Source organism: Marinovum sp. 2_MG-2023 (genome assembly GCF_030548265.1).
Classification (GTDB): Bacteria; Pseudomonadota; Alphaproteobacteria; order Rhodobacterales; family Rhodobacteraceae; genus Marinovum.
The window spans coordinates 22544-49199 of the sequence record NZ_JAUOSD010000027.1 but is presented as its reverse complement, the minus strand read 5'-3'; the positions used below and the strand labels follow the sequence as shown (position 1 = coordinate 49199).

The window sequence follows — 26656 nt, the reverse complement described above, 5'->3', positions numbered from 1 at the left end:
CAGACGCGGAAGCCGAATACCCAGATTCAACCTGCAGACTCTCATTATGAATGAGGGACCAGCAGGGGGCAGGTCACGATCAACATCCTGTCTAACCGTGTGCTCTTGCGACGGTCCTAAATCCCATTCGAGAATGCTGCCAGAGGTCATTCTCGGAGATATCGAACCTTGCGCACGGGTCCAATCGTCGCTCCCCGGACAGAACCAGGTCCTGAGGGTAAGGCAAATTGGAATATTACTATGAACAGCAACACGTATCCCTCTCCCTTGTTCCCTCTACTGACCGGTGAAGAACTGGCCGAGTTGATGGGGTACACAGGCGTCACGTCGAGTTTTCGGACTTGGTGCAAACATATGGGCATTAATTCGGTCCCAAAACGATCCGGCAAGTATGACCCCAAGCACGTCCGTGACCGCCTCGATATTATGCAAAACATCAAGGCACCTGCAGCCTCTGAAAACCCGGCGGTAGCAATATCGCCGGTCGGACAGCGGAGGGCGCGCCGTGAGAAGTGAAGCAAACAAAAATCGCATTGTGGGCGTTCATCGGGTGACCAAGACCCTCAGCACGAGTGAAAAGAGAATCTACCACTATGTATGCAGGGGTGGGCAGAAATTTTGGTCAAGCGACATGGATTTCGATGAGAGCGATAGCCGTTATGTCGATGCGTATCAAAATGCAAAAAACGGGACTCGCTCAGAGCCCAAAATCGGCGGGAAATCAACACGTGCTATCCTTGGGAAGTACTTTGATTCTGTTGATTTCAAAGGCTTCGCGGATCGGACCAAGAAAGATTACCTTGGCTTTCTAAACAGTTTTGAGATCGAGTTTGGTGATGATCCAATTGCCATTTTTGAAGAGCCTGAATCAGTTGACGAAATCCGAGAGTGGCGCAAAAAATGGGACCATTCACCGAAGCGATATGACTATGCGGGTACGGTCGTCACAAGGTTTCTCAATTGGGCCTTAAAGATAAATAAGTCATTGAAACTACACCATCACACTGGACAGAAAAAACAGTACAAATCCAACCGTGCAGAAGTGATCTGGCTGCCTGAAGAGATCGAAGCCCTCTTGAATGAGGCTACACTGGAGGAGTCGCGGGTAATCATCGCAGCATCTGAAGGAGGGCTTGCACCTCAAGATATCGGGGTGTTGCGGCGCGAACATGTTCAAAAAACACAAAAAGGGCGTCGCTTATTTCTCAAGCGGGCCAAAACAGGCAATCCTATAAGCCTGCCCGTTACGCCGGCACTTGGAGCGCTGATAGACACAATGCCGGAAGGGCAGGACCTGATTGTTCCGTCGTTGACGGGAGGCATACTTACTGCCAACCGAGCGAGCGGTGTTATTCGTGGCGTAAAGGAGCGGCATAATGCCAAAGCAGAGAAGGATGATACGCTCATCCCGATCCGCCACGAACTTCGTCCGTACGATCTGCGCGGGACTGCGGCGACACAGCTGCTTCGTGCCGGCTGCTCTCTCAACCAAATTGCCGTGACCATGGGATGGGGATTGCGGCATGCTGCAAATGTCATCGAGAACTATGCAGCCCTGGTGCCGGAAGTATCTGACGAGGTGCTGGAAAAGCTCACTGCTTTTCGCTCCGAGGCACACGTGTAGAGGACGCTCTCAATTTTTCCGGTCGCTACCTGTGACACCGCCATGGAAGGGGAGCGAACGCGTAGCGGGGATTCAGGGATGTCATGAAGGGCCTGATTACTGCGGCAATCAGGCCGGCAGGAAAGGTGCGAAAAAATACTGCTAATGGTGGTGGGTGCCAAGAAGGGCTGTGAGGACTACTCCTTGCGGTCCTTTTTGCCAAGATACTGATAGTTTCTCTGCTCGACACATCAGCTGCTAAACCCATGCCGCTGTAAACCAGTGTGTAAACCGGCCAAATTCATGCCCTACCTGAAGGGTGAAATTACTACGAAATGTCCAGTAAAATAAGGTGGAGGCGAGTAGGAGAATCGAACTCCTGTTCACGGATTTGCAATCCGCTGCGTCACCACTCCGCCAACTCGCCGCCGATGTGGTGTTCTGCCGGATAACGGATCTCTTGCCGACCTGCAAGCCCCTGCACACATGCAGATGCAGGAAATCGTGATAGCGGTCATTGCCGCAGGCAAAGCTTTGTGGCAAGACAGGGTGAACGTTCCTGAACTGACGAGTTTAGATATGCCTGATTATGCCCTGCGCCGGACCTTTATGGTCGACACCCAGGTTCGTCCTTCGGATGTGACCAAATTCCCGATCATTGACGCCATGTTGTCTGTCCCGCGCGAGGTTTATGTGCCGCGCGAAAAACGCGAAGCGGCCTATGTCGGCGAGAATATCGAATTTGCCCCCGGTCGCGTGATCCTGGAACCGCGCACATTGGCGAAAATGCTGGACGGTTTGGCAATTTCTGGTGGCGAGCTGGTTTTGGATATTGGCGCGGGCTATGGCTATTCTGCTGCGGTCATCGCCCGGATGGCCGAGGCCGTGATCGCCGTCGAAGATGACGGTGACCGGGTTGCAGAGGCCCAGGGCGCGCTGACCGAACAGGGTGCGGATGGCGTCATCATGCATGAAGCGCCGTTGAACGAGGGCGCGCCGGAGCATGGGCCCTATGACGTGATTGTCATCGAAGGTGGCATCGCTGATGTTCCGCCCGCAATTGCCGACCAGTTGAAAGAGGGCGGGCGCATTGCCGCGCTGTTCATGGATGGCGCATTGGGTACCGTGCGGATCGGATACAAGCAGCACGGGGTCATCACCTGGCGGTTTTCCTTCAATGCCTCGGCGCCTGTTTTGCCGGGTTATGAAAAAACGACGGAATTCGCGCTTTAACGCGTTGAACATTTGGTACGTGTTACCCAGATGGGTGAAGTCCATAGCTGCATGTTCCAAAGGAATTGATCCGGCAAACATGTCATTTGCGCCCGGGTAGGAGACCCTATTGATGATCGGCAAGACAATGAAACTTTCGGCAAAGCGTTTGATGCTGGCGTTTACAGTGGCTGCGGTCCCGGTTTTCGCCCCTTTGGCGGCCACTGCCGAAACCTTGGCGGATGCTCTTGCCGGGGCTTACGATCATTCAGGTCTGTTGCAACAAAACCGGGCGCTGCTGCGCGCCGCCGACGAAGATGTGGCGGTCTCGGTCGCACAGCTTCGCCCGATTCTTGGGTGGGCGGCATCCTTCTCGCGTGATTTTGGCTATTCCAACGCGTTCAGCACATCCGCCGGCACATTCGTCGGGTCAGGATCGCAGAGCGATACCGCGAGTTTTGCAATCACCGCTGAATTGTTGCTGTATGATTTTGGCGCGTCGCGTTTGCGGATTGATGCGGCCAAGGAAACCGTGCTTGCCACCCGCGAGGGGCTGATCGCGATCGAGCAATCGGTGTTGCTGCGGGCGGCCACGGCATTTGTGAACGTGCATCGTGCGGCGGAAACCGTCGCCCTGCGTCAGAACAACCTGCGGCTGGTGCAACAGGAATTGCGCGCCGCGCGCGACCGTTTCGAAGTGGGCGAAGTGACCCGCACGGATGTCTCTTTGGCCGAAGCGCGCCTGGCGTCGAGCCGCGCCAATCTGGCGGCCTCCGAAGGTGAGTTGCAGCAGGCGGCGGAAGAATACAATGCCGCGGTTGGCCACAAGCCCGGCAATCTGGTCCCGGTGACACGGCTGCCGCAGCTGGAATCCAATGTGGATACGGCCAAAGCCATCGCACAGCGCACCCATCCCGATATGAAACAGGCGCAGCATCAGGTTGCGACCGCAGATCTGAACGTGCGCCGGGCCGAAGCCGCGATGAAACCCACGGTGAAGCTGACCGGTCGGTTGGCCAAAACCGGTGATTTCGATTCCGAGGCGTTTAGCAACTCTGGTTCGGTATCGTTGGATTTCTCGGGCCCGATCTATCGCGGTGGCGAATTGTCCGCTTTGGCGCGTCAGGCTGCGGCGCGCTCGGACGCGGCGCGATCAAATCTGCATGTTGTGCAACATGCGGTCGCCCTGCGGGTTGGCAATGCCATGGCCGGGTATCGTGTGGCAAATGCCTCGATCGAGGCGACGCAGCGCCAGATTGCTGCGGCGCGGGTGGCGTTTCGCGGTGTGCGCGAAGAGGCCAGCCTGGGCCAGCGGACCACGCTGGATGTTCTGACCGCGGAACAGGAATTGCTGGATGCGGAAACGGCCTATACCTCGGCGGTGGCGGACAGGGCGATTGCCGCCTATCAGGTTTTGTCGTCAATGGGATTGATGACCGCCAAACATCTGGCGCTGAATGTGCAGCAATATGATCCGGCTGAATATTACCGTTTGATTAAGAATGCCCCGGCAAAAAGCCTCCAGGGCGATAAATTGGACCGTGTTCTGCGCCGTATTGGTGACTGATACCTACGTAATTGCCACAAGTCGCGCACAATTGTTGCTATCTGTTGTGTGGGTGTGTCGGGCGGGTTATCCTTTGCCCGAGGCAAAGTGGTGAACAAAATGTCAGATCCTGTTAAATCCTCTGAAATTGAGGATGTGCTGTCGTCTATTCGCAGACTGGTGTCCGAAGAGGCACGTAGCGAAATGCAAGCGCGGCGTGAATCCCCGCCTGCGAAAGCGCCAGCCCCGGTTGCGCCGCCAATGGCGCAAACTCCTTCGGCGAAACCGGCGCCAACCGTCGTTCCAGCAACCAGACCGGTTCCGGCGTCTGGTGTCGCGCAACCCCCGAAAGTCACGCCAGAGACATCCGATGTTGCGGCAAAGGCCAATAGCCAGCCAGAGCCGGATGCTTTGGTCCTGACCCCGGCGCTGCGTGTGCATCAGGGTGGGGCTGACACGCAAACGCCCAGTGATTCCGCCGTGCCAGAGGCCGCTGTGCCTGCGGCGGATCTGGAGGCAGAGGATGATGCCCCCAATGCGGTGGGGCAGGGCCCGGAGGTCACGCAAACGGAAGCAGCAGAAGCCGCTGTTGACGTCGAGCCCGGTGATGATTTGCAAGAGGCCGTTTTGGACGTGGTTGCCGAGGCGATCGCCGCGTCGGCCGTCGATGCCGAACTTTCCGAAGATCCCGCGCCGACGCCCGGGAACGACGACGCCGCAGAGCCAGTCATGGATGCCGCACCGGTGCCAGATGCGGTGGGCGAAGTTGCGGAAGACGAGGCTGAGGTTGCGGCGGACCCAATCGAGGATCTGCACGAACCCCCAAGCGAGCCTTTGACTTTGGATGCCAAATTGATCGCGCTTGAGGCTTTGATCGCGACCTCCAAGGCGACCAGTGCAGCCAAGCCGGAGGCCGCTGCGCCTTCCACTGAACGGCCGATCACGGAAATAGCACCGGAACCCATCTCGGACGTAACGCCAATGGCCGCGCCAGAGGTCGCCCCGGAACCCGAGGCGACGCCAGAGCCAAAAGCCGAGCAAGAGATCGCAGCAAAGGCCCAAGAGCCTGTCGCGCCAGAGGCCACTGCGACGGTTGTTTCGCTGCCGGAAGACACGGCAGAAGAAGAGCCGACCATCACCTGGGAAGATCACCTGCCCGAAGGTTCAGACCCGCAGGCCGATCCCGAACCAGAGGATCTCGCGTCGCGTGACGAAGCCGATCCCGTGGATGTGGTTGCCGATGCGGTTGTGGATATCGAATCGCACCTGCGGCCGATTGACCCCGCACCCATGCCAGAGGCTGCATCCCTGGCGGCGGCGGAACAGGCCCCGACGCCTTCGCCTGAAGAAAGCACCGAAGAGGCAAATGCCGACGCCGGTGATCTGCAAACAATTGACGAAGACACCCTGCGTACCATGGTGGCCGAAATTGTAAGAAGCGAGCTTCAGGGCGCTCTGGGGGAACGGATCACCCGCAACGTGCGCCGTCTCGTCCGGCGCGAGATCCATCGCGCCCTTGCCAATCAGGATCTGGACTGAGTCAAATCGGCCCGCATAACCACCCGCATAACCAATGGGGCCGATCGGGGTAGGGGAGGCCGCGCAACCTTTGCGCGGCATTTTCCCGAACTCTTACTTGAACACACAAAAAACGCGCCCTGCAGAGGGCGCGTTTTTTTAAGGTCGTTAAGGTGCACTCAAGTCGTAATCAGGCGGCTTCAGCCTGTTCTGCGGCAGCAGCGGCATTGCGGCGTTCACTCTCTTCGCGCGAAAGCGCAACCGAGGTGCGAACACCCTTGCCCACGAAATCCATCAATCCGGACACAACCCGTTCATTCGGGTCGATCCCGGCGCAGGACAACACTTCGCGCCCATCGCGCGACCGTGCCCAGCGGGCGATTTGTTCGGGGCCATTGCCATACTTCTTGTCGTCGGCGATAGCATCGTCGAGTGCAGCCAAAACCACCGCAGCAAACAGCTTGCGGGCACGGCTGCCCTGTTCGCTGTTAAAGGCTGTACCATCAACGAAATCTTTCATGAATCGTCCTTTGTTCTTGCTCTTGCGTTTTCGGCGTGAAGGCCCTTATGGCGCTTTTTTTCTGATTCGGATACCCTGCAAATGCATACCACTTATGCGCATATTGCATGGCTTTTCGCAGGTGCAAAACGAGATATGGTAAGCTTGCACCGCGCCGCAACCCGATATATAGGGTCGCAAAGTTCGACATCAACCTTCTGACAAGGTTTTGCCCCAATGCCCAAGATCAACGGTAATGAAATTCGTCCTGGAAATGTGCTTGAGCACAATGGTGGTCTTTGGGCCGCGGTCAAGGTCGATCATGTCAAACCCGGCAAGGGCGGGGCATTCGCGCAGGTTGAAATGAAAAACCTGCGCAACGGTTCCAAGCTGAATGAACGGTTCCGCTCGGCGGACAAGGTCGAACGGGTGCGTCTGGAACAAAAGGACATGCAGTTCCTGTACGAAAATGACGGCATGTTGGTGTTCATGGACATCGAAACCTATGATCAGGTGGAATTGCCTTCGGACATTCTGGGCGAGCGGCGTCCTTTCCTTCAGGATGGCATGACCATCGTCGTGGAATTCCACGACACCGAGGCGCTGAATGCGACCCTGCCGCAGAAGGTCACCTGCAAGATCGTCGAGACAGAGCCGGTCGTCAAAGGTCAGACCGCCGCCAATAGCTTCAAGCCTGCCGTTCTCGACAACGGTGTTCGTGTTTCTGTGCCGCCGTTTGTCGGTCAGGACGAGATGATCGTCGTGAACACCGAAACCATGGAGTATTCCGAGCGCGCCTGACCCGGGGCTCGCGCGCATATCCCCCGACTTCCGGGGGCGCAAATATCATGAACCAAGGCCTCCGGCACTTAGCCAAGGAGGCCTTTTTGATGATTACCCCCTGCACAGTTTCCGATCTGCCGGCATTGGCGGCCATGTTGCATGGCCTGCATGCGGCGCAATTGCATGTGCTGCCGCAGCCAACCGGTGGGGCTGTCGATGATCTCGGCAAATCGCTGCATCTCGCGATGATACGCGGGACCCGGATATTGGCCTACCGAACCGAAGATGTGCCGCGCGGCATCCTGCTGTGGCACGTCGCGGACCGGCCCAGCGCGCCCAGGGCGCCGCGGCAGGCCGTGCTCGACCATATCTATGTCGCCCCGGGCTGGCGCCGTCGCGGCATCAAGCGCCGCCTTGTTCGACGGTTCGAGGCAGAGCTTGCCGCTGCGGGATGCGTGGGCTGGCTTACCGCAACAGAAGTGGCAGCGCGTCAGGACAGCATGGCGGGGCCGCTGGCGGCCCCAACGTGGAACACCGGGATCAGCTCAAGAGCCTGACAGGCACACCATCGGCCTGCATCTCGCCTTTGGCGCGATCGAAACGCAAATAGGCCAGGGCCCGCAGGGCACCATCGGTCCCGGCTTGTGTGCCCAAGACCCCAACGGCTTTGCCATCGGCGGTGATTTCGGTGCCAACCGGGGCCCGCCCGTCAATCGCCACCTGGGCCAATCCCTTGCGCAGTTCGGTTTTGTGTTTCATGCGCGCCGTCACTTCCTGACCGACGTAGCACCCCTTGCGGAAATCCACACCCGACAGCCGTTCAAACCCCATTTCCAACAGATAGGAATCGGGTCCCAATTCCGCCCCCCAACGTGGCACCATGGCGGCAACATGCAGTGCGTCCCAATCGGTGTCGTCGTCGGCCAGCGCTTCGGCGGCAATCAACCGCCAGCCCAGCCGGGCATCGCGCGGATCTGCCAATGCGCCATCTGGGGCCTGCCCACTGCCGCGCGATACCTGCAAATCCGTCATTTCGATGACCACGTCCGCCCGCAGCTTGTACATGCCCAACCGCGCCAGCAACCCCGGCGCCAATTCGGCCTCGCAATCCATCAGGACATCATCGCCATCCGCCTGCAAAAAGAACTCTGCCAGCAGTTTGCCCTGCGGCGTCAGGATCGCGGCATAGACCAGCCCCTGTGCCAACCCGGCGATGTCATTGCTGACCAGACCTTGCAAAAAGTCACGGACATCGCCGCCGGACAGGCGCAGCACCTTGCGGGTCTCTGCATAATTGGTCATTTCGCATTTCCTTTTATCGCCTTGCTTTCATATAGACCCGGTAGGGACAACCAAAAGAGGGCAAATCATGCGCGCACCGATTTCGGTCATCATTCCGACATTGAATGCCGGGGCGGATCTGCCCGCCTGTCTGATGACCCTGGGCGAAGGTTTGAAGGAAGGGGTGATCCGCGAATTGATTATCAGCGACGGGGGCTCTACCGACACCACGCTGGAAACTGCCGCCGCCGCCGGGGCCGATGTCGTGACCGGCCCGCCATCGCGCGGCGCGCAGCTGCGCCGTGGGGCGGATGCGGCACAGGGGGATTGGCTGCTGTTCCTGCATGCCGACAGCCAATTGTCCCAGGGCTGGACCGGGCCTGTGCTGGATCATCTCGCGCGCGACACCGCCGCCTGTTTCTGCCTCGCCTTCCGAAGCCGCCACCCAATGGCGCGCCTCACCGCTGCCTGGGCCAACCTGCGTAGCCGCATGTTCAATCTGCCCTACGGCGATCAGGGGCTGCTCATTCCACGGGCGTTGTACGAAGGCATCGGTGGCTACCCTGACCAACCGCTGATGGAGGATGTGGCCATCGCGCGGGCCCTTGGCACCCTCCGGGTCTTGCCGGTGACGACAACAACCTCCGCCGAAAAATACATCCGCGATGGATGGCTCCGCCGGGGCCTGCGAAATATCACCACGCTGTTGCGCTATCTGTTGGGAACATCACCGGAAACGCTGGCCAAATCCTATCAACGCCCCCGGTCCTGACCTTCTTCTGTTTGGAAATATCCCGGGGTCCGGGGCAGAGCCCCGGTCAGCTTCGGCCAAGGTCAGCTTGAGCCGCTGTCCTGCATCCCATGCAGCCGGGCATAGGCGCCGCCGGCCGCCAAAAGCGCGTCATGCGTGCCCTGTTCCACCACCTGGCCCTGATCCATCACCACAATCTTGTCGGCGTGGCGCACGGTCGACAGCCGGTGGGCAATCACCAATGTGGTGCGCCCCTTCGCCAGTTGATCCAACGCCTGCTGCACCAATGCCTCGGACGCGGTGTCCAACGCCGAGGTCGCTTCGTCCAGCAACAGGATTGGCCGGTCGCGCAGCACCGCGCGGGCAATTGCCACCCGCTGGCGTTGCCCGCCCGACAGGTTCGATCCGCGTGGCCCGGCGGGGCTGTCCAAACCATCATTCAGCCGTGGCAAGAAATCATCGACATGTGCCGCCGCCAGCGCGGCTTGCAGCGCAGCGTCGCTCACGTCCTTGCCATCCAGCACGATATTGTCGCGCAGGCTCTCGTCAAACAGCAACGCCTCCTGGCTGACCACCGAAAACAGCGACCGCACATCCGCCACATCCATCTCGCGCACATCGGTGCCGCCGATGGTGACCCGGCCGGATTGCACATCCACCAGCCGGGTGATCAGATTGAACACCGTCGATTTGCCCGCACCCGACGCGCCGACCAATGCGGTGGTCTTGCCCGCTTCGGCCACAAGCGACGCACCGCGCAGCACCGGGGCATCGCCAAAGGCCAGATGCACATTGTCCAGCACAATCTCTGGTGCACCTGTCGGCGCGGGTTTCGGTTTGGCCGGCGAATTCAGCGCCGGTTTGGTTTCCAGAAGTTCGCGCAGTCGCTCGATCGCGGCCGCAGCCACCTGCCAGACGCCCGAGACCGCGCCCAACCGGCGCAGGGGTTCGAAGGTCAGGCCAAGCGCGGTGAAAAACGCCATGAAATCGCCCACTGTCTTGGTGCCGTCGATGATTTCACGCCCGCCATAGAGCAGCACACCAAAGAACCCGACACCGGCCATCAGATCGACCAGACCGGGGATCATCGCCTGACCAAGGGCCGATTTGGTTTCAACCTTGATGCGTTTGCGGGTCAATTTGCCGTAGCGGCCCGCCTGATAGCCTTCCAGCCGGTTCAGCTTGATTGGCACGATGCCGTGGAAAATTTCGTTCAACCGCACCGACAGGCTGGCCGCGACATCGCGGGCAGAACGCGCATGGCGGCGGACATAACGTTGCAGGACAACCACTGGCACGACCATCACTGGCACGCCGACCATGGCCACCAGCGTCCAGCGCCAGTCAATACCAAGCGCCACCCCGAACAGCGATACCAGCGCTATGGCATCCCGCCCGGCGCCGGTGACAATTGTACGCCAGACCTTGTTGATTGATCCGACATCGCCCTCGACCCGCTGCATCAGATAGCCGGGGGAATGTGTCTGGTGGAACTGGCCCTCAAGCGTCATCAGATGGCTGACAAGATCTTCGCGGATCTCGCCCGCGGTCACCTGGCCAAGCCGGGTCAAAAGCACCTTTTGCACCACCGATGCACCGGCGCGCAGGGCAAAGATCCCCAGAATGGCCAAAGCCACCCAAATCAAAAGGTCCCCACGTCCACCGATGAAAATCTGGTCGAACATCGGTTTCATCGCATAGCTGATCGCGCCATACATGCCGCCTTCGATGGCCATGAAGACCAGCGCAATCGACAACAGCCCGATGTGGCGGTGCAGATACCGCCGCCAGAGCCACATACCAAGCCCCTTGGAGTGTTGGGCGGCCTCTGACGTATTGGCCTTCGGGCCCTTGGGGTTTGGGGGCTGTGTTGCCGGGTCGGTCACGTGTTTTCCAGTGCCAGATCACGCAGCATTTGCGCGCATTGTGCCGGGCTGTCGCGCCGATCCCAGGCATCGTTCAAACGCTGTGCGCGATATTCGGTGCCCAACCAGGTTTCAAAATCAATCGGATCGGCGTTTTTGCGCGCCTCATAGACATCAAGGATATAATCCTGCACCCCGGTCTTGGTCCATTTCATATGCAGGTATTTCATGCCCAGCTGCGCGCGGGCCTCTTCCACCGGGACATCTTCGCAGACCATAAGGTACATTGCGGCGACGATCCCGGCGCGGTCCGCGCCGGATTTGCAATGGAACACAAATGGTTTTTCCACGTCACGAATGGCGTCAAGGACGGCCTGAATCCGTTCCCGCTTGGTCGCATTGCGCGCCCACATCTTGGTGACGTGAAATTTCAGCCCCAGCTTTTCACAGGCTTCCTTTTCAAACAGGTAATGGGCGAATTTCTCTTCTCCGCGCAGGGTGATCACCGATTTGATTCCCATATCGCGGTACCGTTTCAGCCGCGCTGGCCCGGGGTGGTTTGATCGGTACACCCCCGGCGCAATCTGAAAGAAATTGGTCCACGGCACCCGCAGGAAGGCATGATCGAAGATCTGATAATGCACATGTCCCCAGAACCGGCCTGACGGGGTAGAGATATCCTTGCCAAAGGACCGCCGCAACTTGCGCTCGCGGTCTTCGATCCAGGTCATCATTGCCTTGAACATGGAATTCCGGCTTTTGCCGCCCCAGAGTTTCGCTGCATTTATGGTCTGCGCGGGTTTAGGCGACCGTGGCCCCTGTGGCAAGCGTGGCCATGTGGATTGACGGCGGTCGGTTGCCGGGGTTAGCTCTCTTCAAACTTTCGGAGCCTTCCACATGTCCCTAGCCAATGGCCGCACTTACCGGGCGATTCCCGGTCCGTCGGAAACCCCGGATGCCGTACAGCGCGCGATGCACCGGTCTTCGGTAAATATCTATGAGGGTGAGATTGTCGATCTGACCCATAGCCTGGTCCCGGATCTGCGCCGGGTCGCGCGGACCACACATAATGTGGCGATGTATATCTGCAACGGCCATGGCGCCTGGGAGGCCGCGCTGGACAATGTGCTGAACCCTGGCGACCACGTGTTGGTGCCTGCGACCGGTCGGTTTGCCCATGGCTGGGCGGAAATGGCGGTCGGGTTGGGGATCGTGCCCGAGATCATCGAATATGGCCTGCAATCCCCCTTTGATGTCGCAGAAGTGGAACAACGCCTGCGCGACGACAAGGCGCATCGGATCAAGGCAGTAATGGGTGTGCATGTCGATACGGCGACCTCGATCCGGTCCGATATTGCCGGGCTGCGCCGGGCGCTGGACGCGGCGGGGCATCCTGCGCTGTTGATGGCGGATTGCGTGGCCTCTTTGGGATGTGACCGATTCGAGATGGATGAATGGGGGGTCGATGTCACGGTGACCGGCAGCCAAAAGGGGCTGATGGTGCCGCCGGGGCTGGGGATCGTGTTCTTTTCGCCCAAGGCGGCAGCGCATCGACCGGAACGGGTGTCCCGGTATTGGGATTGGGGTCCACGGGCCGACCCGGACATGTATTATCAATTTTTCGGCGGCACGGCGGCGACCCATCATATCTATGGAATGCGCGCGGCGCTGGACATCATGATGGCCGAAGGGATCGAGGCGATCTGGTATCGGCACGCAACCCTTGCGCGGGCGATTTGGGCCGCGGTCGAAACCTGGGGCCAGGAGGGGCGCCTGCGGCTTAACGTGGCCGATCCTGCCTTTCGCAGCCATGCGGTGACCGCGCTTGCCATCGGCGCGCCGGACGGGCAACGGCTTCGGGATTGGTGTGAGCGTAATACCGGGGTGACCCTGGGCATTGGCCTGGGCATGGCCCCCCCCGATAGCGCAGAGCGGCATGGGTATTTCCGCATTGGCCACATGGGCCATGTCAATGCGCATATGGTTTTGGGGCTGTTGGGCAGTGTCGAGGCCGGCCTGAGCGCATTGAATATCCCGCATCGCGCGGGGGGCGTTCAGGCGGCGGTGTCGGTCATTTCTGCCGGCGCCGAGCCAGCCGATTGATCCAGAGGTTGAGTGCCACCCCGGCCAGCAGCACAGCCGCCAGACCGAAGCTGGCCAGGAGCGCGATCAAAATCCAGCCGAGGTTGACGCCGAACATCACCACACAGGCGGTGGTGTAATCCGGTGCACGGCCGATCGCGCGATCTTTGGCTCTGTCATACATGCGACACCCCGACAATTCGTTGTTGGGGTCAGGTTAACCGGTTTCCCGATAGTGGTCGGTAAATTTTTCGGGACGGGGCCCAAGACGTGGGGGAGTGGGAGCGCGCACTTCGGGTTTGTTGGCGGGCAGCCCCCCAAACCGCAGGGCAGATGTGGGGTAGCCCCGCAAACCGCAGGGCAGATGTGGGGCCAGCCCCCCAAACCACAGGACAGATGGGGGGGCAGCCCCCCAAACCGCAGGATAAATGGGGGGCCAGCCCCCCAAACCCCCCGGGATATTTCTGGTCAGATGAAAGGCGAAACCCCGATCAAATCTGAGGGCACTGTGGGCGGCGGGGGGATGCGGCGCTGTGGTGCTCAGGACGGTGTCAATGTGCCGTCGGCCATCGTGACCTGGCGGTCCATGCGCCCGGCAAGGTCGAGATTATGGGTGGCGATCAGCGCGGACAGGCCCGTGTCCCGTACAAGGGACATCAGGACGTCAAACACCCGATCTGATGTGGCGGGGTCGAGGTTGCCGGTGGGTTCATCCGCCAGCAGAAGCCGGGGCGCATTGGCCATTGCACGGCAAAAGGCCACCCGCTGTTGTTCGCCGCCCGACAACGCACCGGGCCGATGTGCGGCCCGAGATTCAAGCCCGACTTTGGCCAGTAGATCCTTGGCGCGGTCGACTGCGGCCGCTTGGGGCACACCATCGGCCAATTGCGGCAGAACCACGTTTTCCATGGCGGAGAACTCCGGCAGAAGGTGGTGAAACTGATAGATAAATCCGACTTCTCTTCGCCGTGTTGCTGTTCGTTTTCGGTCGGATAATCCGATCATGTCCTGACCCGCGATCCTGACCGATCCGGCATCCGGCACGTCCAGAAGGCCGGCGATATGCAGCAGTGTCGATTTGCCCGCGCCGGAGGGGGCGACCAGGGCCACGACCTCGCCTTTGGCCAGGGTCAGGTCGGCACCGCGCAGCACCTCGACCGCATTTTTCTGGCCCTTGTTATAGGACTTGGTCACACCCTGCAGGGACAATACCGGATCATTCATAGCGCAGCGCCTCGACCGGGTTCATCCGCGCGGCACGGCGGGCCGGAAAAATGGTGACCACAAAGCTCAGACCGAGCGACAGCGCCACAGCCGAGATCACATCCGACAGTTGCAGTTTCGCAGGCACCGCGTAGAGCCCGCGAATGGACGGATCCCAGACGCCGCCGCCCGCAACGTAGTTCACCAGCGAAAAGACCGCATCGACGTTCAGGGCAAACAGGCAGCCAAACAGCACCCCAAACCCCGTACCGATCAGCCCGGTAAAGGCCCCGCAGATAAAGAACACCCGCAAGACCGAGCCTTCGGACAGGCCCATGGTACGCAGGATGCCGATGTCGCGGCCCTTGTTCTTGACCAACATGATCAGCCCTGACACGATGTTCATTGCCGCGATCAGCACCAGGATCGACAGGATGACGAACATCACATTGTCCTCGATTTCCAGAGCGCGCAGAAAAGATCCGCTGGCATCCCGCCAGGTCCAGATCAGAGCCCGATCGCCCGCCGCCTGCATCAATGGCAGGGCCAGCGCGTCGACGGCAACCGGGTCTTTGACCATGACCTCGATCTCATCCGCGGCATCTTCGCGGTTGAAATAGATCTGGGCCTCTTCAAATGGTATATAGAGCCGCGTGCGGTCGATGTCATAGCGGCCCGCCGTGAAAATATACGTGACTTCATAGGCCTGGACACGCGGCGAGGTGCCGAACGGCGTCTTGACTCCATCCGGGGAAATCAGCCGAATGCGGTCGCCGATGGTCACCCCCAGCTCGCGCGCGACCCCAGATCCGATGGCAATACCTTCAGAGAACCGCCCCAAGTCGCCTTGTTTTTCCTCGGGGTTTGCAATGCGCGGGATGGTCGACAGGTCGGCGGCGGAGATGCCGAATACCTCGATCCCGGAGTTGCGGCCATTGGCGGTGGCCATCACCTGACCCTTGATCAGCGGCGCTGCGCGGGTGACATAATCTTGGGCGGAAATTCTTTCCGCCAAAGCCGTGTAATCCGGGATTGTGCGGTCGATCTGGCCAAATTCATTCACATCCGCCTGATAATAGACGGTGATATGGGCATTGGTCCCCAAAATCGTGTCAACGAATTCCGCCCGAAACCCAGAGCGCACGGCAAGGGTCGCGATCAGGGCAAACACCGCCAGCGTAACGCCGATCAGGCTGATCCAGGTCATGGTGCTGACGCCGCCTTCGGCGCGTTTTGCCCGCAGGTAGCGCCAGGCAATCATCCATTCGAACCGCGCAAAGGGCGCGGGCGTGCGGGGATGTGGTCGCGGGTTGGCTTGGCTCATGCGATTTCCTTGGTTTCGCGCGGAAAGTGGGCAAAGCGGCGACGAGGGTCAAGCGCCGTTTGCCAATTTGGCGTGATCGGCGGAATGCAGGCATGTTGCGGATCTTTTTCTCTTCTGCAAACCGGCCTTCGCGGCTTTGCAACCGTGCAATTCCCGCGCTTGCATCGGCTTGCCGCTCTGTCATAGTGCGGCGCCATGAGAAATCCACGTTTCACCGCAATTGTCGCTGCCCTGCCGTCAACTGTGCCCTTTGTCGGGCCGGAAAAGCTTGAACGGGACCGGGGTGGCACGTTTGTTGCCCGATTGGGCGCAAACGAGAGTGTGTTTGGCCCATCGCCCAAGGCGATTGCCGCGATGCAGGCCTCGGTTGGCGACATCTGGAAATATGGCGACAGCACCAGCCATGATTTGCGTCATGCGATTGCCGGCGATCTGGGTGTCGACCCGGACAATATCGTTGTCGGGGCAGGGATTGACGGGCTGCTCAATTCCACTGTGCGGTTGATGGTCGGGCCGGGTGATCATGTGGTGACCTCGGATGGGGCCTATCCGACATTCAACTATCATGTGGCGGGCTATGGCGGCACTTTGCACAAGGTGCCTTATCTCGATGATCACGAGGATCCTGATGCGCTGATTGCCAAGGCACGACAGGTCGACGCAAAACTGGTGTATCTGGCCAATCCCGACAATCCGATGGGCACCTGGCATGGTGCGGCACGTATTGCCGAAACGATTGCCGCGCTGCCGGATGGATGTGTGTTGGTTCTGGACGAGGCCTATGTTGAATTCGCGCCAGAGGACAGCGTTCTGCCGTTGGATGTCAGTGACCCGGCGGTGCTTCGGTTCCGTACCTTTTCCAAAGGGTTCGGCATGGCGGGGGCGCGTGTTGGCTATGCCATTGGCCATAGGGACGTGATTGCCGCCTATGAAAAGGTTCGCAACCATTTTGGCATGAACCGCACCGCGCAAATCGGGGCGCTGGCCGCCTGGCAGGATCGCGATTGGCTGGCGCATGTACAGGAGGAGGTCGCTCTGGCGCGCAAGCGGATTGCGGCCATTGCGCGGGATGCCGGTCTTGTGGCGCTGCCCTCTGCCACCAATTTCGTGACCCTTGATTGTGGTGCGGACGGTGATTTTGCCCGCCGGGTTCTGGCGGCGTTGATGGCACGCGGCATCTTTGTGCGGATGCCTTTTGTTGCGCCAGAGGATCGTTGCATTCGGATCAGTGCCGGCACGCCGGAGATGCTGGATGCCTTTGCCGCGGCTTTGCCCGCCGCATTGGACGAGGCGCGAACCGGCTAAGATCGGCGTCGTCCTGCGGCGGCGCAATCCGGTGCTTGTGGATGTTTTTGGGATAAGTTGCGCCGGAATTTCCCTGGCCGGGGCCTTCGTGTGTCGGCGGTCCTTGCGGTAAGATCGAACAATTTTGCCGGCTTATCCACCGAATTTCCCGCAAGGGTTGACCAAATGCAACTACAGGCGTCTTTTTCCCGCTTTCGGGATCGAGGTGCGGGTCAAATTGTATTTCGCGTCTGGATGGGGCGGATGGCCTTCGGTACGGCGCCAGAATCCGATGCCCCCCAACCGCATCCACAGCGGAAAGGTAAACACCATACCGGCCAGGAAACCACCGGCATGGGCCCAATAGGCGACGCCGCCCTGATCGCTGGGCGTGCCAAAACCGCCGAACAATTGCAAGGCAAACCACAATCCCAGCATGATCCAGGCCGGCACCGGGAAAACCCGAAAAAACACGATCAGGATCAACAGGATATCGACCTTGGCCTTGGGGAAAAGCAACAGATATCCGCCCATGACGCCCGCAATGGCACCAGAGGCCCCGATCACGGGGATCATCGAATTGGGCGCAGCGGCATATTGCAACAAGGACGCTGCCAACCCGCAGCCGAGGTAGAATACCAAATAGGGCAGGTGGCCCATTTCATCCTCGATGTTGTCACCAAAGATGTAAAGAAACAGCATGTTGCCCGCCAAATGCATGAAACCGCCATGCAGGAACATAGAGGTCAACAGGCCGAGATAGCCCTCACCGGCACTGATCCGACCGGGCAAGAGCGCATAATCCCAATAAAACAGGGCCATTTCGCGGTCTGTGCCCAATTCGGCGGTGGAAATCAGGAAGACGGCGATATTCACCGCCATCAACACATAGGTGATATAGGGTCGGCGCCCGGACGGATTATGATCGCGGATTGGAAACATGGCGGGAAAGTTTCCACTTTCCCGCCCAAGGTCAAGACATTCCCGACAAAAGCGCCGCATTCCCGCCAGAGGCGGTGGTATCGACACAGACGTGGCGTTCATGGGTGACGTGACCGCGATCCGGCACGCCGGTGATCAGCGGCAGGATCGGGCCATCACGTTCCGCCAGCGCCGTGGTCAATGCGCGCGCGGTCGTCGCGTCGCCCCACCAGATCGCGCCTGAGAAATTATCCAGCGTTGTCAGCGCCGAAGGCTCTAACGCGCCGGCCACCCGCAGGCCCATGCCGCCCTGGGCTTCGACTGCGTCCTTTTGTGCCTGCGCGGCGGCGTCGCCCGGCCCAAGACACAGGACCGGCGGGCGGGACAGGGTGGTCAACCGGTTGGATTCCCCCGTCGGGCCCGGCAGCGACAATGGCGCCAGCGGGGCCGGGGCGACGCGGGCATTCAGCGCCTCTTGCAAAGCGGCGGGATCGACCGGCGCGCCGGGGGCGTCTGTGACCGTGTCAACGTGATGTTGACCAAACCGCGCCAGATAATTCGGCCCGCCTGCCTTTGGTCCCGTACCCGAAAGCCCTTCGCCGCCAAAGGGTTGGCTGCCGACGATTGCACCGATCTGGTTGCGGTTCACATAGATGTTCCCGGCATGCACCCGTTCCGAGACATGCTGCACCCGGTCGTCAATCCGGGTTTGAAGACCAAATGTCAGCCCGTATCCGGTGGCGTTGATTGCGTCGATTACATCGTCAAGCTGGTCGGCGTCAAAGGTCGCGATATGCAGGACGGGGCCGAAAATCTCGCGCGTCATATCGTTGATGCCGTTGACCCGGATCAGGGTCGGGGCGATGAAGTGGCCCGATTTGGGCACGCTGGTTTCCTTGACCACGCGCCCCTCGATCCGCGCTTTGGCGATGTAGTCGGCAATGCCGGACTGGGCTTCGGCGTCAATCACCGGACCAAGGTCGGTCGAAATGTCCCACGGTGCACCGGGGCGCAACGTCTCCATCGCGCCCATCAACATCTCGGTGAAATGCGGGGCAATGTCGCTTTGCACATAAAGGCAACGCAGCGCGGAACAGCGTTGGCCCGCCGATTGGAACGCGCTTTCGACAATCGCCGCAACCGCCTGTTCCGGTAGGGCGGTGCTGTCGACGATCATTGCGTTCAACCCACCGGTTTCGGCCAGGAAAGGCGCGCCGGGGGCCAAGTGTCTTGCCATCGCACGGCGAATGATCTTGGCGGTTTCGGTGGACCCGGTAAAGGCCACGCCACCGACGCGGGCATCCGATGTCAGCGCCGCGCCAACCGCGCCAGCGCCGGGCAGGCATTGCAGCACCGCACGTGGCACGCCAGCCTGATGCAGCAATTCCACGGCGCGGGCCGCGATCAGCGGTGTCTGCTCAGCTGGTTTTGCCAAAACGGCATTGCCTGCCGCGAGGGCGGCGGAAATCTGGCCGGTGAAAATCGCCAAGGGAAAGTTCCAGGGCGAAATGCAGGTAAAGGTGCCAACCGGCGCGGTCTCTGGGGCGTTGGCGGCGTAATAGCGCAGGAAATCCACCGCTTCGCGCAGCTCCGCCACCGCATCCGGCAGGGTTTTCCCCGCCTCACGCGCCAACAGGGCAAACAATTCGCCATAGTTTTCTTCGTAAAGGTCCGCCGCCTTGGCCAGGATGGTGGCGCGCTCGGCTGCGGGCACATCCCATGGTGTTGCGGCCGCCAGCGCCGCGTCGCAATCCGCCGCGCTGGCAAATTGGATCGTGCCAACCATGTCGGCAGCATCGGCCGGGTTTACGATATTCTGGGCGGCCTCTGGCGTTGTGTCCGCAGCCATAAGCGGCCAGGCCGTCCATTTGTGATCATTGAACGGCGCGCGTGCGGCATCAATCGCTGTCAATGTCGGGCGATGCGCCAGATCCCAACCGCGCGAATTCACCCGCTCTGGCTGATACAATTCCGGGCCCTTGGGCAGGTGGGGCGCTTTGTCATGGATCGCTTCAAACGGGTCACGCGCCACGACCTCGGCGGGCACGTCCTCATCTACAATCTGGTTCACGAAAGACGAGTTCGCGCCGTTTTCCAACAGCCGCCGCACCAGATAGGCCAGCAAATCGCGGTGCGCGCCGACCGGTGCATAAATCCGGCAGCGGGTGGCGTTATCCCCAAGCACAATGTTGTGCATCGCTTCACCCATGCCGTGCAAACGCTGGAATTCAAACGCGTCTTTTTTATCCCCAGCCATGTCGAGGATCGCCGCCACTGTATGGGCGTTATGCGTTGCGAATTGTGGGTAAATTCGGTCCGTCATGTTCAGCAATCGCCGGGCGTTGGCAATATAGCTGACATCGGTGGCGGGTTTCGAGGTGAAGACCGGAAAGCTTTCCAGCCCCTCGACCTGGGCCAATTTGATCTCGGTATCCCAATAAGCGCCTTTGACCAGCCGCACCATGATGTGACGGTCTGTTTCCACGGCCAGCGCGTGCAGATAGTCCAGAACCGCACCGCAACGATGGCCGAACGCCTGAACCACCACGCCAAGCCCGTCCCAGCCGGCAAGGCCGGGATCGCGCATCAGCCGTTCAATCAGATCAATGGAAATCGACAGGCGGTCCGCCTCTTCTGCGTCGATGTTCAGCCCCATCTTGCGGGACCGCGCCATCAGCGCCAGATCACGCAGGCGCGGGTACAACTCGGCCATGACCCGGTCTTTTTGCGCCTCTTCATACCGCGGATGCAGCGCCGAAAGTTTGACCGAGATGCCGGGGTTCTTGCGCACGTCGCCATGGGTACAGCCATTGGCAATCGCCTCGATCGCACGGCCATAAGCGGCGTGATAGCGCATGGCATCCGCATCGGTGCGGGCCGCTTCGCCCAGCATGTCATAGGAATAGGTATAGCCCTTCTTTTCCATCCCGGCGGCGCGTTTCATCGCGGCTTTGATGTCCTCGCCCAGAACGAACTGGCGGCCCATTTCCTTCATCGCGCGGCCCACGGCGGTGCGGATCACCGGTTCGCCCAGACGTTTGACGGCCGCCCGCAGATGGCCAACCGGGCCGGGTTCGGATTCTTCGCGCAGCACACGGCCGGTCAACATCAACGCCCAGGTCGAGGCATTGACCAGCGGCGATGTCGAATGCCCCATGTGACGACCCCAGTCGGAGGGCGCGATCTTGTCCTCGATCAGGGCGTCGATGGTTTCCGGGTCCGGCACGCGCAACAAGGCCTCGGCCAAACACATCAGGGCCACGCCCTCGTCGGTGGAAAGGCCATATTCGGCCAGAAAAACCTCCATCAGGCCGGGATCAGAGGTATCGCGAATGCGTCTGACCAGGCCCGCCGCGGCACCGCTGATGCGCGCACGATCTTCAGGGGACAGGTCGGCCTTTTCGACAAGACCCGCCAGGTTGGCGGCCTCATCAGCATAGGTCAGGTCATCAATGCGGGCGCGCAGCGTTGCGAGGTCAGTGGCGGTCATGGGAATCCCCGAGGTTTCGTTTTGCCCAGTATATCGGGAAGCGACTGGCCAATTTTCCCGTTCTCTGCCAGAATTCATCTGTAACGAACCGAATTTGTGGGGCATTTCAGTGCAATCGGATCAATTCGAACTAGATAGCTTTGACCGGGCCATTATCGCGGTCCTGGCCGAAGACGGGCGTATTTCCGTAACCGAGTTGGCCAAGCGCATTGGCCTGTCAAAATCGCCGACCCAGACACGGGTGCGGCGGCTGGAAGAGGCGGGGGTCATCCGGGGGTATCGCGCCATGTTGGACCCGATCCGGCTGGGTCTGGATCATGTTGCCTTTGTCGAGGTGCGCCTGGCCGATACACGCGAAGCCGCGCTGGCGGCCTTTGCTGCGGCGGTGGCGAAGATCCCGGAAATCGAGCAATGCCACCTGATTGCCGGCAATTTCGACTATCTGATGAAAGTGCGCACCACCAACATGCGCGCCTATCGGCTGGTTTTGGCGGAAAAAATCTCGACCCTGCCGCATTTGGCCAGCACATCGACCTATGTCGCGATGCAGGCAATCAAGGAAAGCGGTCTCGGCGATGTGACTTGATCGGGCGGCGAAACCTGACACGATAGGGTATGGTACGTTTGTTTTTGTTTCAATCGGCGCTTTGGCCGATGATTTGGCTCGCCGGGTCTGCCGCTGCAGAGAGCTGCCCCGATGCGGCCGATCATTCCGCGCGGTTTGACCGGCTTTTTGCCCAGGTACAGGCCGCCCCGAACGAAGGCGCGGCCCAGGTCGTGGTCAATCAGATGTGGAATCTGTGGGCCGATGCGCCGGATCAGCAGGCGCAGGAAATTCTTGACCGGGGACTGCGCAAACGGGGCGCACAGGATTTTCTGGGCGCGTTGCGGGATTTTGAAATCCTGATCGACCATTGCCCCGACTATGCCGAAGGCTACAACCAGCGCGGCTTTATCCGGTTCATTCAGCGTGACTATGCGGCTGCATTGGTCGATCTGGACCGCGTGATCGCGCTGTCACCCCGCCATGTCGGGGCCTTGTCTGGCCGGGCGCTGACCCTGATGGCCTTGGGGCAAAACGATGCGGCGCGGCGCGACCTGCTTCGCGCGCTTGAGCTGAACCCATGGTTGCCGGAACGCCGTTTTCTGGCGCAATTACCGCCCGAGGCCGAGGAAACCGATCTCTGACGCAATTTTGCTGTTTTCTCGCCGGGACGAGCGTCTTATGGTCGCGGCGCTGACCCGCGTGCCGAAATGATGGCGCGGTGGGCCGGTCAACACAAGAGTTTCAAAACCCTTGAATGCATGCGGTAAAATGCATACAAAACAAGGCGTTGCGATTGGATGATTGGTTTTCAGGCCTGAAATTGGCCCGAAACCGAAAACTGAAGACCAACGCCAGATGCGGGCGTGATGGAATGGTAGACATACCAGACTTAAAATCTGTTGGGCCTTGTGCCCGTGTGGGTTCGAGTCCCACCGCCCGCACCATTTCACATTTAGAGCGTTTGGCTCGAAAATCCGAAATATTCGTGCAGGCTGGCGCCGCCCCGCAATTTTGCGCGGACCCTGAACGGGTCCGCTGTGGGGTTTAGGTTTTCGGCGCAGCTTTTGTCAGGCTGTCGTGCACCCGTGGCATAAGGCGCTCAGGCCGCGATGCCGAACAATGAGGTGCGCGCCGCGCGTCGCAGATCGCCGACACGGTCCCGGTTGGCCGACACCCAGGCTCGCCAGGCCATATAACCTTCGCGATTGACGCGGGCGCGTTCTTCGCCGCTCAATGCATCATATCTGTCGATTGTCATGCCGGGCACAAAACCGATTTTAAGCCGTTGAAAGACATGGGAACAAACGTGAATTGCGGCCCGGTCCAACGGTCGCACCCGCGCGCTTTCGGCACAGATGAAATGCGTGCGCAATTGACGTTCATCAGGTTGCAGGTAGGCCGGGCCGTCATCGGCTCTGGCGGCAAGGCCCACCAGCACAAAAGCCAGAAAAAAGGCAAGTCTCAGCGCCCCGTGTGCAACACGGGGAAAGGCGAAAGCGAACATATCAGCGCTCCTTTGCAGTTAAGCAGGGGTAACGCCGCGTCCTCCCGATAGGCGCTAGGGTTTCGATGATGCGCCCAATCCCTGAAAAAGAATTTAAGGCGACGTTCGCAGCATAACAGAAAAATGCCGCACCAGCGGACTGGGGCGGCGCAGCGGATGCTTGTGGTCGTGTATGTCGGGGTATGTGCCTGGCAAATAAGCGCGTTTGATCAAAAAGGGGGCGGAGTTCCCCCCGATTTTGCGCTTATGCCGCTTCTGTCGCCATCAGGCTGGTCCAGCGCGCGCCGCGTTGCGACAGCGTCTTGGTCATGCGGGTGCTGAGAGAATGCCGCACCCAGGCAAGCGTGACCGCAATGCACATCAGATAGGCCCCGGCCATCAAATCGAAAACCTGCATCGACAGCACCCCGGACAGCAAATACCAGTTCGCCGCCAGAAACACCGGCACCATGGCCGTCAGCAAAAGCCAGGACCGGGCGTGTTTGATCAATGTGCGTTTCATGGGGGCCTCTCGCATTGCGTCTTCGGATGCAAACTGCTGGCGAAATACGGCGGCACTTGGGCGGATCTGGGGAAAAAGCTCGATGCGGGGCCGGGTGGCGCGTGGTCAGACCGGTTTGCGCCGCAATCGGATCACCACGTCGACGCTGGCAATTTCTGCCCCCTCCGGCGCATCCGGCAAAGAGACGATTTTCAACTGATCGGCCGGGGCATCGGTCAGGTGGCCTTCGTCTTCCCAGTAAAAATGCGGATGGTCATGGGTGTTGGTGTCGAAATAGCTTTTCTGGCCATCCACTGTCACCTCTTGCATCAGGCCCGCGTCACAAAACGCCCGCAGGGTGTTGTAGACCGTGGCCAGAGAAACGCTTTCGCCGACGTCCTGAACTTTTGCAAACAGGCTTTCGGCGGTGACATGGCGGTTACGGCCGTCGCCGACCAGCAAGGACGCCAGGGTGAGGCGCTGTCGGGTCGGGCGCAGCCCTGCGCCGGACAACCACACCGCACCGCGGTCGATCGCTGGGGATGTCATATTCATGCCTCGCACTCCTCGCCTTGGAACAATATAGAGCGTCTTTTGGTGGCTTTTCAATGCGGCGCATGTGGCAATAATGGCTGTTTGTGGCAACAATCTCATCATTCCCGGCGCTCTTGCATGGGTTGGCATGCGGGTGTTAGACCGGATCAGATAGATTTGTGTGATCCAAGGAAGGTGCCTGAATGGCCGAATACCCCACCAGTTTCGACAGAGATGCGCTTCTGAAATGTGCCAGAGGCGAGCTTTTTGGTCCGGGCAATGCGCAATTGCCGGAACCGCCGATGCTGATGATGGATCGGATCACCGATATTTCGGGTGACGGCGGCGAAAATGGCAAGGGCCATGTGGTGGCGGAATTCGACATCAAGCCCGACCTGTGGTTCTTTGACTGCCACTTTCCCGGCAACCCGATCATGCCCGGCTGTTTGGGTCTTGATGGCCTGTGGCAGTTGACCGGTTTCAACCTTGGCTGGCGCGGCTGGCAGGGGCGCGGTTATGCGCTGGGCGTGGGCGAGGTCAAGCTGACCGGCATGGTGCGCCCGGACCGCAAGATGTTGACCTATCGGATCAATTTCACCAAGGCGATTCAAACCCGGCGTCTGACAATGGGCGTGGCGGACGGCATCGTCGAGGCCGACGGCGAGGTGATCTATCAGGTCAAGGATATGAAAGTCGCGCTGAGCGAAAGCTGATTTCGCGCGTACCAGCGGATGTGAAAAGAGGCCCGGTTGCGGGCCTCTTTTTTTGTTTTGGTGATGCGTTGCGGTGCGCTCAGCAGCCTCGCGCCTCAAAATCGGCTTTGGTGCTGTAGACAGCTTTGGGCAGGTAGGCGCCCATGGTGTCGACCTCCAGCCCCGGGCCGGGAATGTTTTGGACCGCGGCCGAAAACGCCGGGTTGGGCGCCATGTTGCGCAGCAGCAGCGCCGTAATGTTGGTATGTCCGGCCCCGTCGCCTGCATCGCCCCAGTCAAGCCAGCTTACACCACATTCCGCCGTCGCATTTTCCGGGCGGTTCGCGGATTTGCTGATGACAATTGAATAGGCGCGATCATCGTCCAGCGTGACCTCGCTGTCATAGATGCAATCGGAAAACCGTGTCGTGACAAGGCTTTCGTTGGTGCAAAGCGACCAATAACGCAGATCATAATTGTCAGGCTGGCCCATATCGGCCCCGGTGGCGGGGGTGCGGGGCATTTTCGCCTCAAGCACGACAACATCGCCGAAATCTTCGTTCAACGAAATCGCGACATATTGATTGTCGAGGTTGGCGTAAAAGCCGGAGGTCTTGGGGATGAACCCAACCCGCGCCGCTGTTTCCATGACCTGTTGCAACTTGGGTGACATGAACGCCATCAGGTTGATGCGCGGATCCCAGAAAACGTTCCAAGCCTCATGCTTGGTGTGTAGGTAATTGTCCGCGACTTCGGGCTTTTTCAGCATGTTGTCAAAATCGTCCTGCGCCAAAGCGGGCGAGATCAAGACACGTTCCGCGTCGTCCGGTCCGGGGCTGGCAAGCGCGTCACAGGCGGCCTGACCTTCCAGCCGGGTGCCATCGCCCATCACCAGCGCCACATTGGCAAGTCCCGCGCCGCCGGTCAGATCATCGCCGGTTTCCGGAATGTAATGACGCAGCAACAGCGGGCTGCGGTCAACCTTGTCGGTGGGGCCAAGATATACGGTATTGGGGGCGCGCTCTTGTGGGGCTTCGCCCTGGACCACGCGCAGGGTATAGGCCATCGCATCGCCGTAAGTCCCGCTCAGGAAAGGATTTTCGCTGCCATCATCGGCGGTGATGTCGACGTCCATCACATGGTCATAGGGCGCGCCACCCTCGGTATAGCTGTGCAGCGACATATACCGTGCCTGTGGGAAGTTGCCGGAAATTTCCAGATAGGCGTCCGGCGCATCCTTGGGCATGGTAAATGCCGTCGCCCAATACACCGCGCCGCCATCGGGATAGGCGATGTTGAACGCCCCGGAATAAACCGGACCCATCCAGAAGCAATCATGTTGGCCCGGTGTTTCCTTGCCCTTAAAGACAATGGGTCGCGGTGACATGCTGACCTTTTGGTCGGCAATCGGAAGATTTTGCAGCAGCGACTTGAAGTCATGTTGGTACTGGTCTTCGGCTGCGGCAGAAAGTGTCACGCAAGTCAGTGCCAGGCCCAGCGGGATCGAAAGGTAACGCATTTGTAGTTTTCCCTTTT

At 59.9% G+C, this 26656-nt stretch carries 25 protein-coding genes and 2 tRNA genes; 13 read left to right on the top strand and 14 right to left on the bottom strand.

Annotated elements, in window-relative coordinates; translation table 11 throughout:
- Positions 1 to 631: 631 nt before the first annotated feature.
- Complete coding sequence (locus Q4577_RS20580; RefSeq protein WP_303472368.1) at positions 632 to 1624, top strand: tyrosine-type recombinase/integrase; 993 nt, start codon at positions 632 to 634, stop codon at positions 1622 to 1624.
- Between the two features lie 332 nt (positions 1625 to 1956).
- On the opposite strand, the gene Q4577_RS20575 is transcribed toward Q4577_RS20580, so the two are convergent.
- Positions 1957 to 2030, bottom strand: a tRNA-Cys gene (locus tag Q4577_RS20575).
- Between the two features lie 152 nt (positions 2031 to 2182).
- Between Q4577_RS20575 and Q4577_RS20570 the strand changes: the two genes are divergently transcribed.
- From Q4577_RS20570 to Q4577_RS20560, 3 genes are all read left to right on the top strand, one after another.
- A complete protein-coding gene (locus tag Q4577_RS20570) occupies positions 2183 to 2836 on the top strand; it encodes a protein-L-isoaspartate O-methyltransferase (protein WP_244685370.1) in 654 nt (217 codons plus the stop codon).
- A 112-nt stretch (positions 2837 to 2948) separates the two neighbouring features.
- Positions 2949 to 4382: a TolC family outer membrane protein gene (locus tag Q4577_RS20565; RefSeq protein WP_303472372.1), complete on the top strand. Its 1434-nt coding sequence runs from the start codon at positions 2949 to 2951 to the stop codon at positions 4380 to 4382.
- Positions 4383 to 4481: 99 nt separating this feature from the next.
- Positions 4482 to 5900 carry a hypothetical protein gene (locus Q4577_RS20560; RefSeq protein ID WP_303472374.1) on the top strand — a complete coding sequence of 473 codons (1419 nt, stop codon included), beginning with the start codon at positions 4482 to 4484 and terminating at the stop codon, positions 5898 to 5900.
- 169 nt (positions 5901 to 6069) lie between these two features.
- On the opposite strand, the gene Q4577_RS20555 is transcribed toward Q4577_RS20560, so the two are convergent.
- Positions 6070 to 6399, bottom strand: a complete 330-nt coding sequence (locus tag Q4577_RS20555; protein ID WP_244685376.1) for a DUF6280 family protein — start codon at positions 6397 to 6399, stop codon at positions 6070 to 6072.
- A 216-nt stretch (positions 6400 to 6615) separates the two neighbouring features.
- Here Q4577_RS20555 and efp point away from each other — a divergent pair, with 216 nt between their 5' ends.
- Positions 6616 to 7179 (top strand): elongation factor P, encoded by a 564-nt coding sequence (gene efp, locus Q4577_RS20550; RefSeq protein ID WP_244685379.1) that lies wholly within the window; start codon positions 6616 to 6618, stop codon positions 7177 to 7179.
- An 89-nt stretch (positions 7180 to 7268) separates the two neighbouring features.
- Entirely contained in the window at positions 7269 to 7718 is a 450-nt protein-coding gene (locus Q4577_RS20545; protein WP_303472377.1) for a GNAT family N-acetyltransferase, read from the top strand.
- On the opposite strand, the gene Q4577_RS20540 is transcribed toward Q4577_RS20545, so the two are convergent.
- Entirely contained in the window at positions 7702 to 8463 is a 762-nt protein-coding gene (locus Q4577_RS20540) for a folate-binding protein YgfZ (RefSeq protein WP_303472379.1), read from the bottom strand. The two genes, Q4577_RS20545 and Q4577_RS20540, sit on opposite strands and share 17 nt — an antisense overlap.
- 67 nt (positions 8464 to 8530) lie before the next feature.
- Between Q4577_RS20540 and Q4577_RS20535 the strand changes: the two genes are divergently transcribed.
- Positions 8531 to 9214 (top strand): TIGR04283 family arsenosugar biosynthesis glycosyltransferase, encoded by a 684-nt coding sequence (locus Q4577_RS20535; RefSeq protein ID WP_303472380.1) that lies wholly within the window; start codon positions 8531 to 8533, stop codon positions 9212 to 9214.
- 62 nt (positions 9215 to 9276) lie between these two features.
- On the opposite strand, the gene Q4577_RS20530 is transcribed toward Q4577_RS20535, so the two are convergent.
- Complete coding sequence (locus Q4577_RS20530; RefSeq protein ID WP_303472435.1) at positions 9277 to 10992, bottom strand: ABC transporter ATP-binding protein; 1716 nt, start codon at positions 10990 to 10992, stop codon at positions 9277 to 9279.
- An 83-nt stretch (positions 10993 to 11075) separates the two neighbouring features.
- Positions 11076 to 11804, bottom strand: coding sequence for a tyrosine-protein phosphatase (locus tag Q4577_RS20525; RefSeq protein ID WP_244685388.1), 729 nt, complete (start codon positions 11802 to 11804; stop codon positions 11076 to 11078).
- Between the two features lie 151 nt (positions 11805 to 11955).
- On the opposite strand from Q4577_RS20525, the gene Q4577_RS20520 reads away from it, so the two are divergent.
- Entirely contained in the window at positions 11956 to 13161 is a 1206-nt protein-coding gene (locus Q4577_RS20520) for an alanine--glyoxylate aminotransferase family protein (protein ID WP_303472382.1), read from the top strand.
- Here Q4577_RS20520 and Q4577_RS20515 read toward each other — a convergent pair.
- From Q4577_RS20515 to Q4577_RS20505, 3 genes are all read right to left on the bottom strand, one after another.
- Complete coding sequence (locus Q4577_RS20515) at positions 13130 to 13324, bottom strand: hypothetical protein (RefSeq protein ID WP_303472384.1); 195 nt, start codon at positions 13322 to 13324, stop codon at positions 13130 to 13132. The genes Q4577_RS20520 and Q4577_RS20515 overlap by 32 nt on opposite strands.
- A 356-nt stretch (positions 13325 to 13680) precedes the next feature.
- Positions 13681 to 14364, bottom strand: a complete 684-nt coding sequence (locus Q4577_RS20510; protein WP_303472386.1) for an ABC transporter ATP-binding protein — start codon at positions 14362 to 14364, stop codon at positions 13681 to 13683.
- Positions 14357 to 15667, bottom strand: coding sequence for a lipoprotein-releasing ABC transporter permease subunit (locus Q4577_RS20505; RefSeq protein WP_303472387.1), 1311 nt, complete (start codon positions 15665 to 15667; stop codon positions 14357 to 14359). The genes Q4577_RS20510 and Q4577_RS20505 overlap by 8 nt, the downstream gene beginning before the upstream one ends.
- A 195-nt stretch (positions 15668 to 15862) precedes the next feature.
- On the opposite strand from Q4577_RS20505, the gene Q4577_RS20500 reads away from it, so the two are divergent.
- Positions 15863 to 16972: a pyridoxal phosphate-dependent aminotransferase gene (locus Q4577_RS20500; protein WP_303472389.1), complete on the top strand. Its 1110-nt coding sequence runs from the start codon at positions 15863 to 15865 to the stop codon at positions 16970 to 16972.
- 171 nt (positions 16973 to 17143) lie between these two features.
- Here Q4577_RS20500 and Q4577_RS20495 read toward each other — a convergent pair whose 3' ends face one another.
- Both Q4577_RS20495 and putA read right to left on the bottom strand, forming a co-directional pair.
- Entirely contained in the window at positions 17144 to 17893 is a 750-nt protein-coding gene (locus Q4577_RS20495) for a rhomboid family intramembrane serine protease (protein ID WP_303472391.1), read from the bottom strand.
- 31 nt (positions 17894 to 17924) lie between these two features.
- Positions 17925 to 21362 (bottom strand): bifunctional proline dehydrogenase/L-glutamate gamma-semialdehyde dehydrogenase PutA, encoded by a 3438-nt coding sequence (gene putA, locus Q4577_RS20490; protein WP_303472393.1) that lies wholly within the window; start codon positions 21360 to 21362, stop codon positions 17925 to 17927.
- 109 nt (positions 21363 to 21471) lie between these two features.
- On the opposite strand from putA, the gene Q4577_RS20485 reads away from it, so the two are divergent.
- The 3 genes from Q4577_RS20485 (at position 21472) to Q4577_RS20475 (ending at position 22853) form a co-directional block, all read left to right on the top strand.
- Complete coding sequence (locus Q4577_RS20485; protein ID WP_303472395.1) at positions 21472 to 21948, top strand: Lrp/AsnC family transcriptional regulator; 477 nt, start codon at positions 21472 to 21474, stop codon at positions 21946 to 21948.
- A 29-nt stretch (positions 21949 to 21977) separates the two neighbouring features.
- A complete protein-coding gene (locus tag Q4577_RS20480; protein WP_303472396.1) occupies positions 21978 to 22550 on the top strand; it encodes a hypothetical protein in 573 nt (190 codons plus the stop codon).
- Positions 22551 to 22766: 216 nt separating this feature from the next.
- A tRNA-Leu gene (locus Q4577_RS20475) sits at positions 22767 to 22853 on the top strand.
- Between the two features lie 155 nt (positions 22854 to 23008).
- Here Q4577_RS20475 and Q4577_RS20470 read toward each other — a convergent pair.
- The 3 genes from Q4577_RS20470 to irr all read right to left on the bottom strand — a co-directional run bounded on the left by Q4577_RS20470 (position 23009) and on the right by irr (position 24443).
- A complete protein-coding gene (locus Q4577_RS20470; protein ID WP_303472397.1) occupies positions 23009 to 23413 on the bottom strand; it encodes a hypothetical protein in 405 nt (134 codons plus the stop codon).
- Between the two features lie 244 nt (positions 23414 to 23657).
- Positions 23658 to 23915, bottom strand: coding sequence for a hypothetical protein (locus Q4577_RS20465; protein ID WP_244685459.1), 258 nt, complete (start codon positions 23913 to 23915; stop codon positions 23658 to 23660).
- Between the two features lie 105 nt (positions 23916 to 24020).
- Complete coding sequence (gene irr / locus Q4577_RS20460; RefSeq protein WP_303472437.1) at positions 24021 to 24443, bottom strand: Fur family transcriptional regulator Irr; 423 nt, start codon at positions 24441 to 24443, stop codon at positions 24021 to 24023.
- Between the two features lie 188 nt (positions 24444 to 24631).
- On the opposite strand from irr, the gene fabA reads away from it, so the two are divergent.
- On the top strand, positions 24632 to 25141 hold the full coding sequence (gene fabA, locus Q4577_RS20455) for a bifunctional 3-hydroxydecanoyl-ACP dehydratase/trans-2-decenoyl-ACP isomerase (RefSeq protein WP_303472399.1): 510 nt from the start codon (positions 24632 to 24634) through the stop codon (positions 25139 to 25141).
- Positions 25142 to 25220: 79 nt separating this feature from the next.
- Here fabA and Q4577_RS20450 read toward each other — a convergent pair whose 3' ends face one another.
- On the bottom strand, positions 25221 to 26639 hold the full coding sequence (locus Q4577_RS20450) for a hypothetical protein (RefSeq protein ID WP_303472402.1): 1419 nt from the start codon (positions 26637 to 26639) through the stop codon (positions 25221 to 25223).
- Positions 26640 to 26656: the final 17 nt, after the last annotated feature.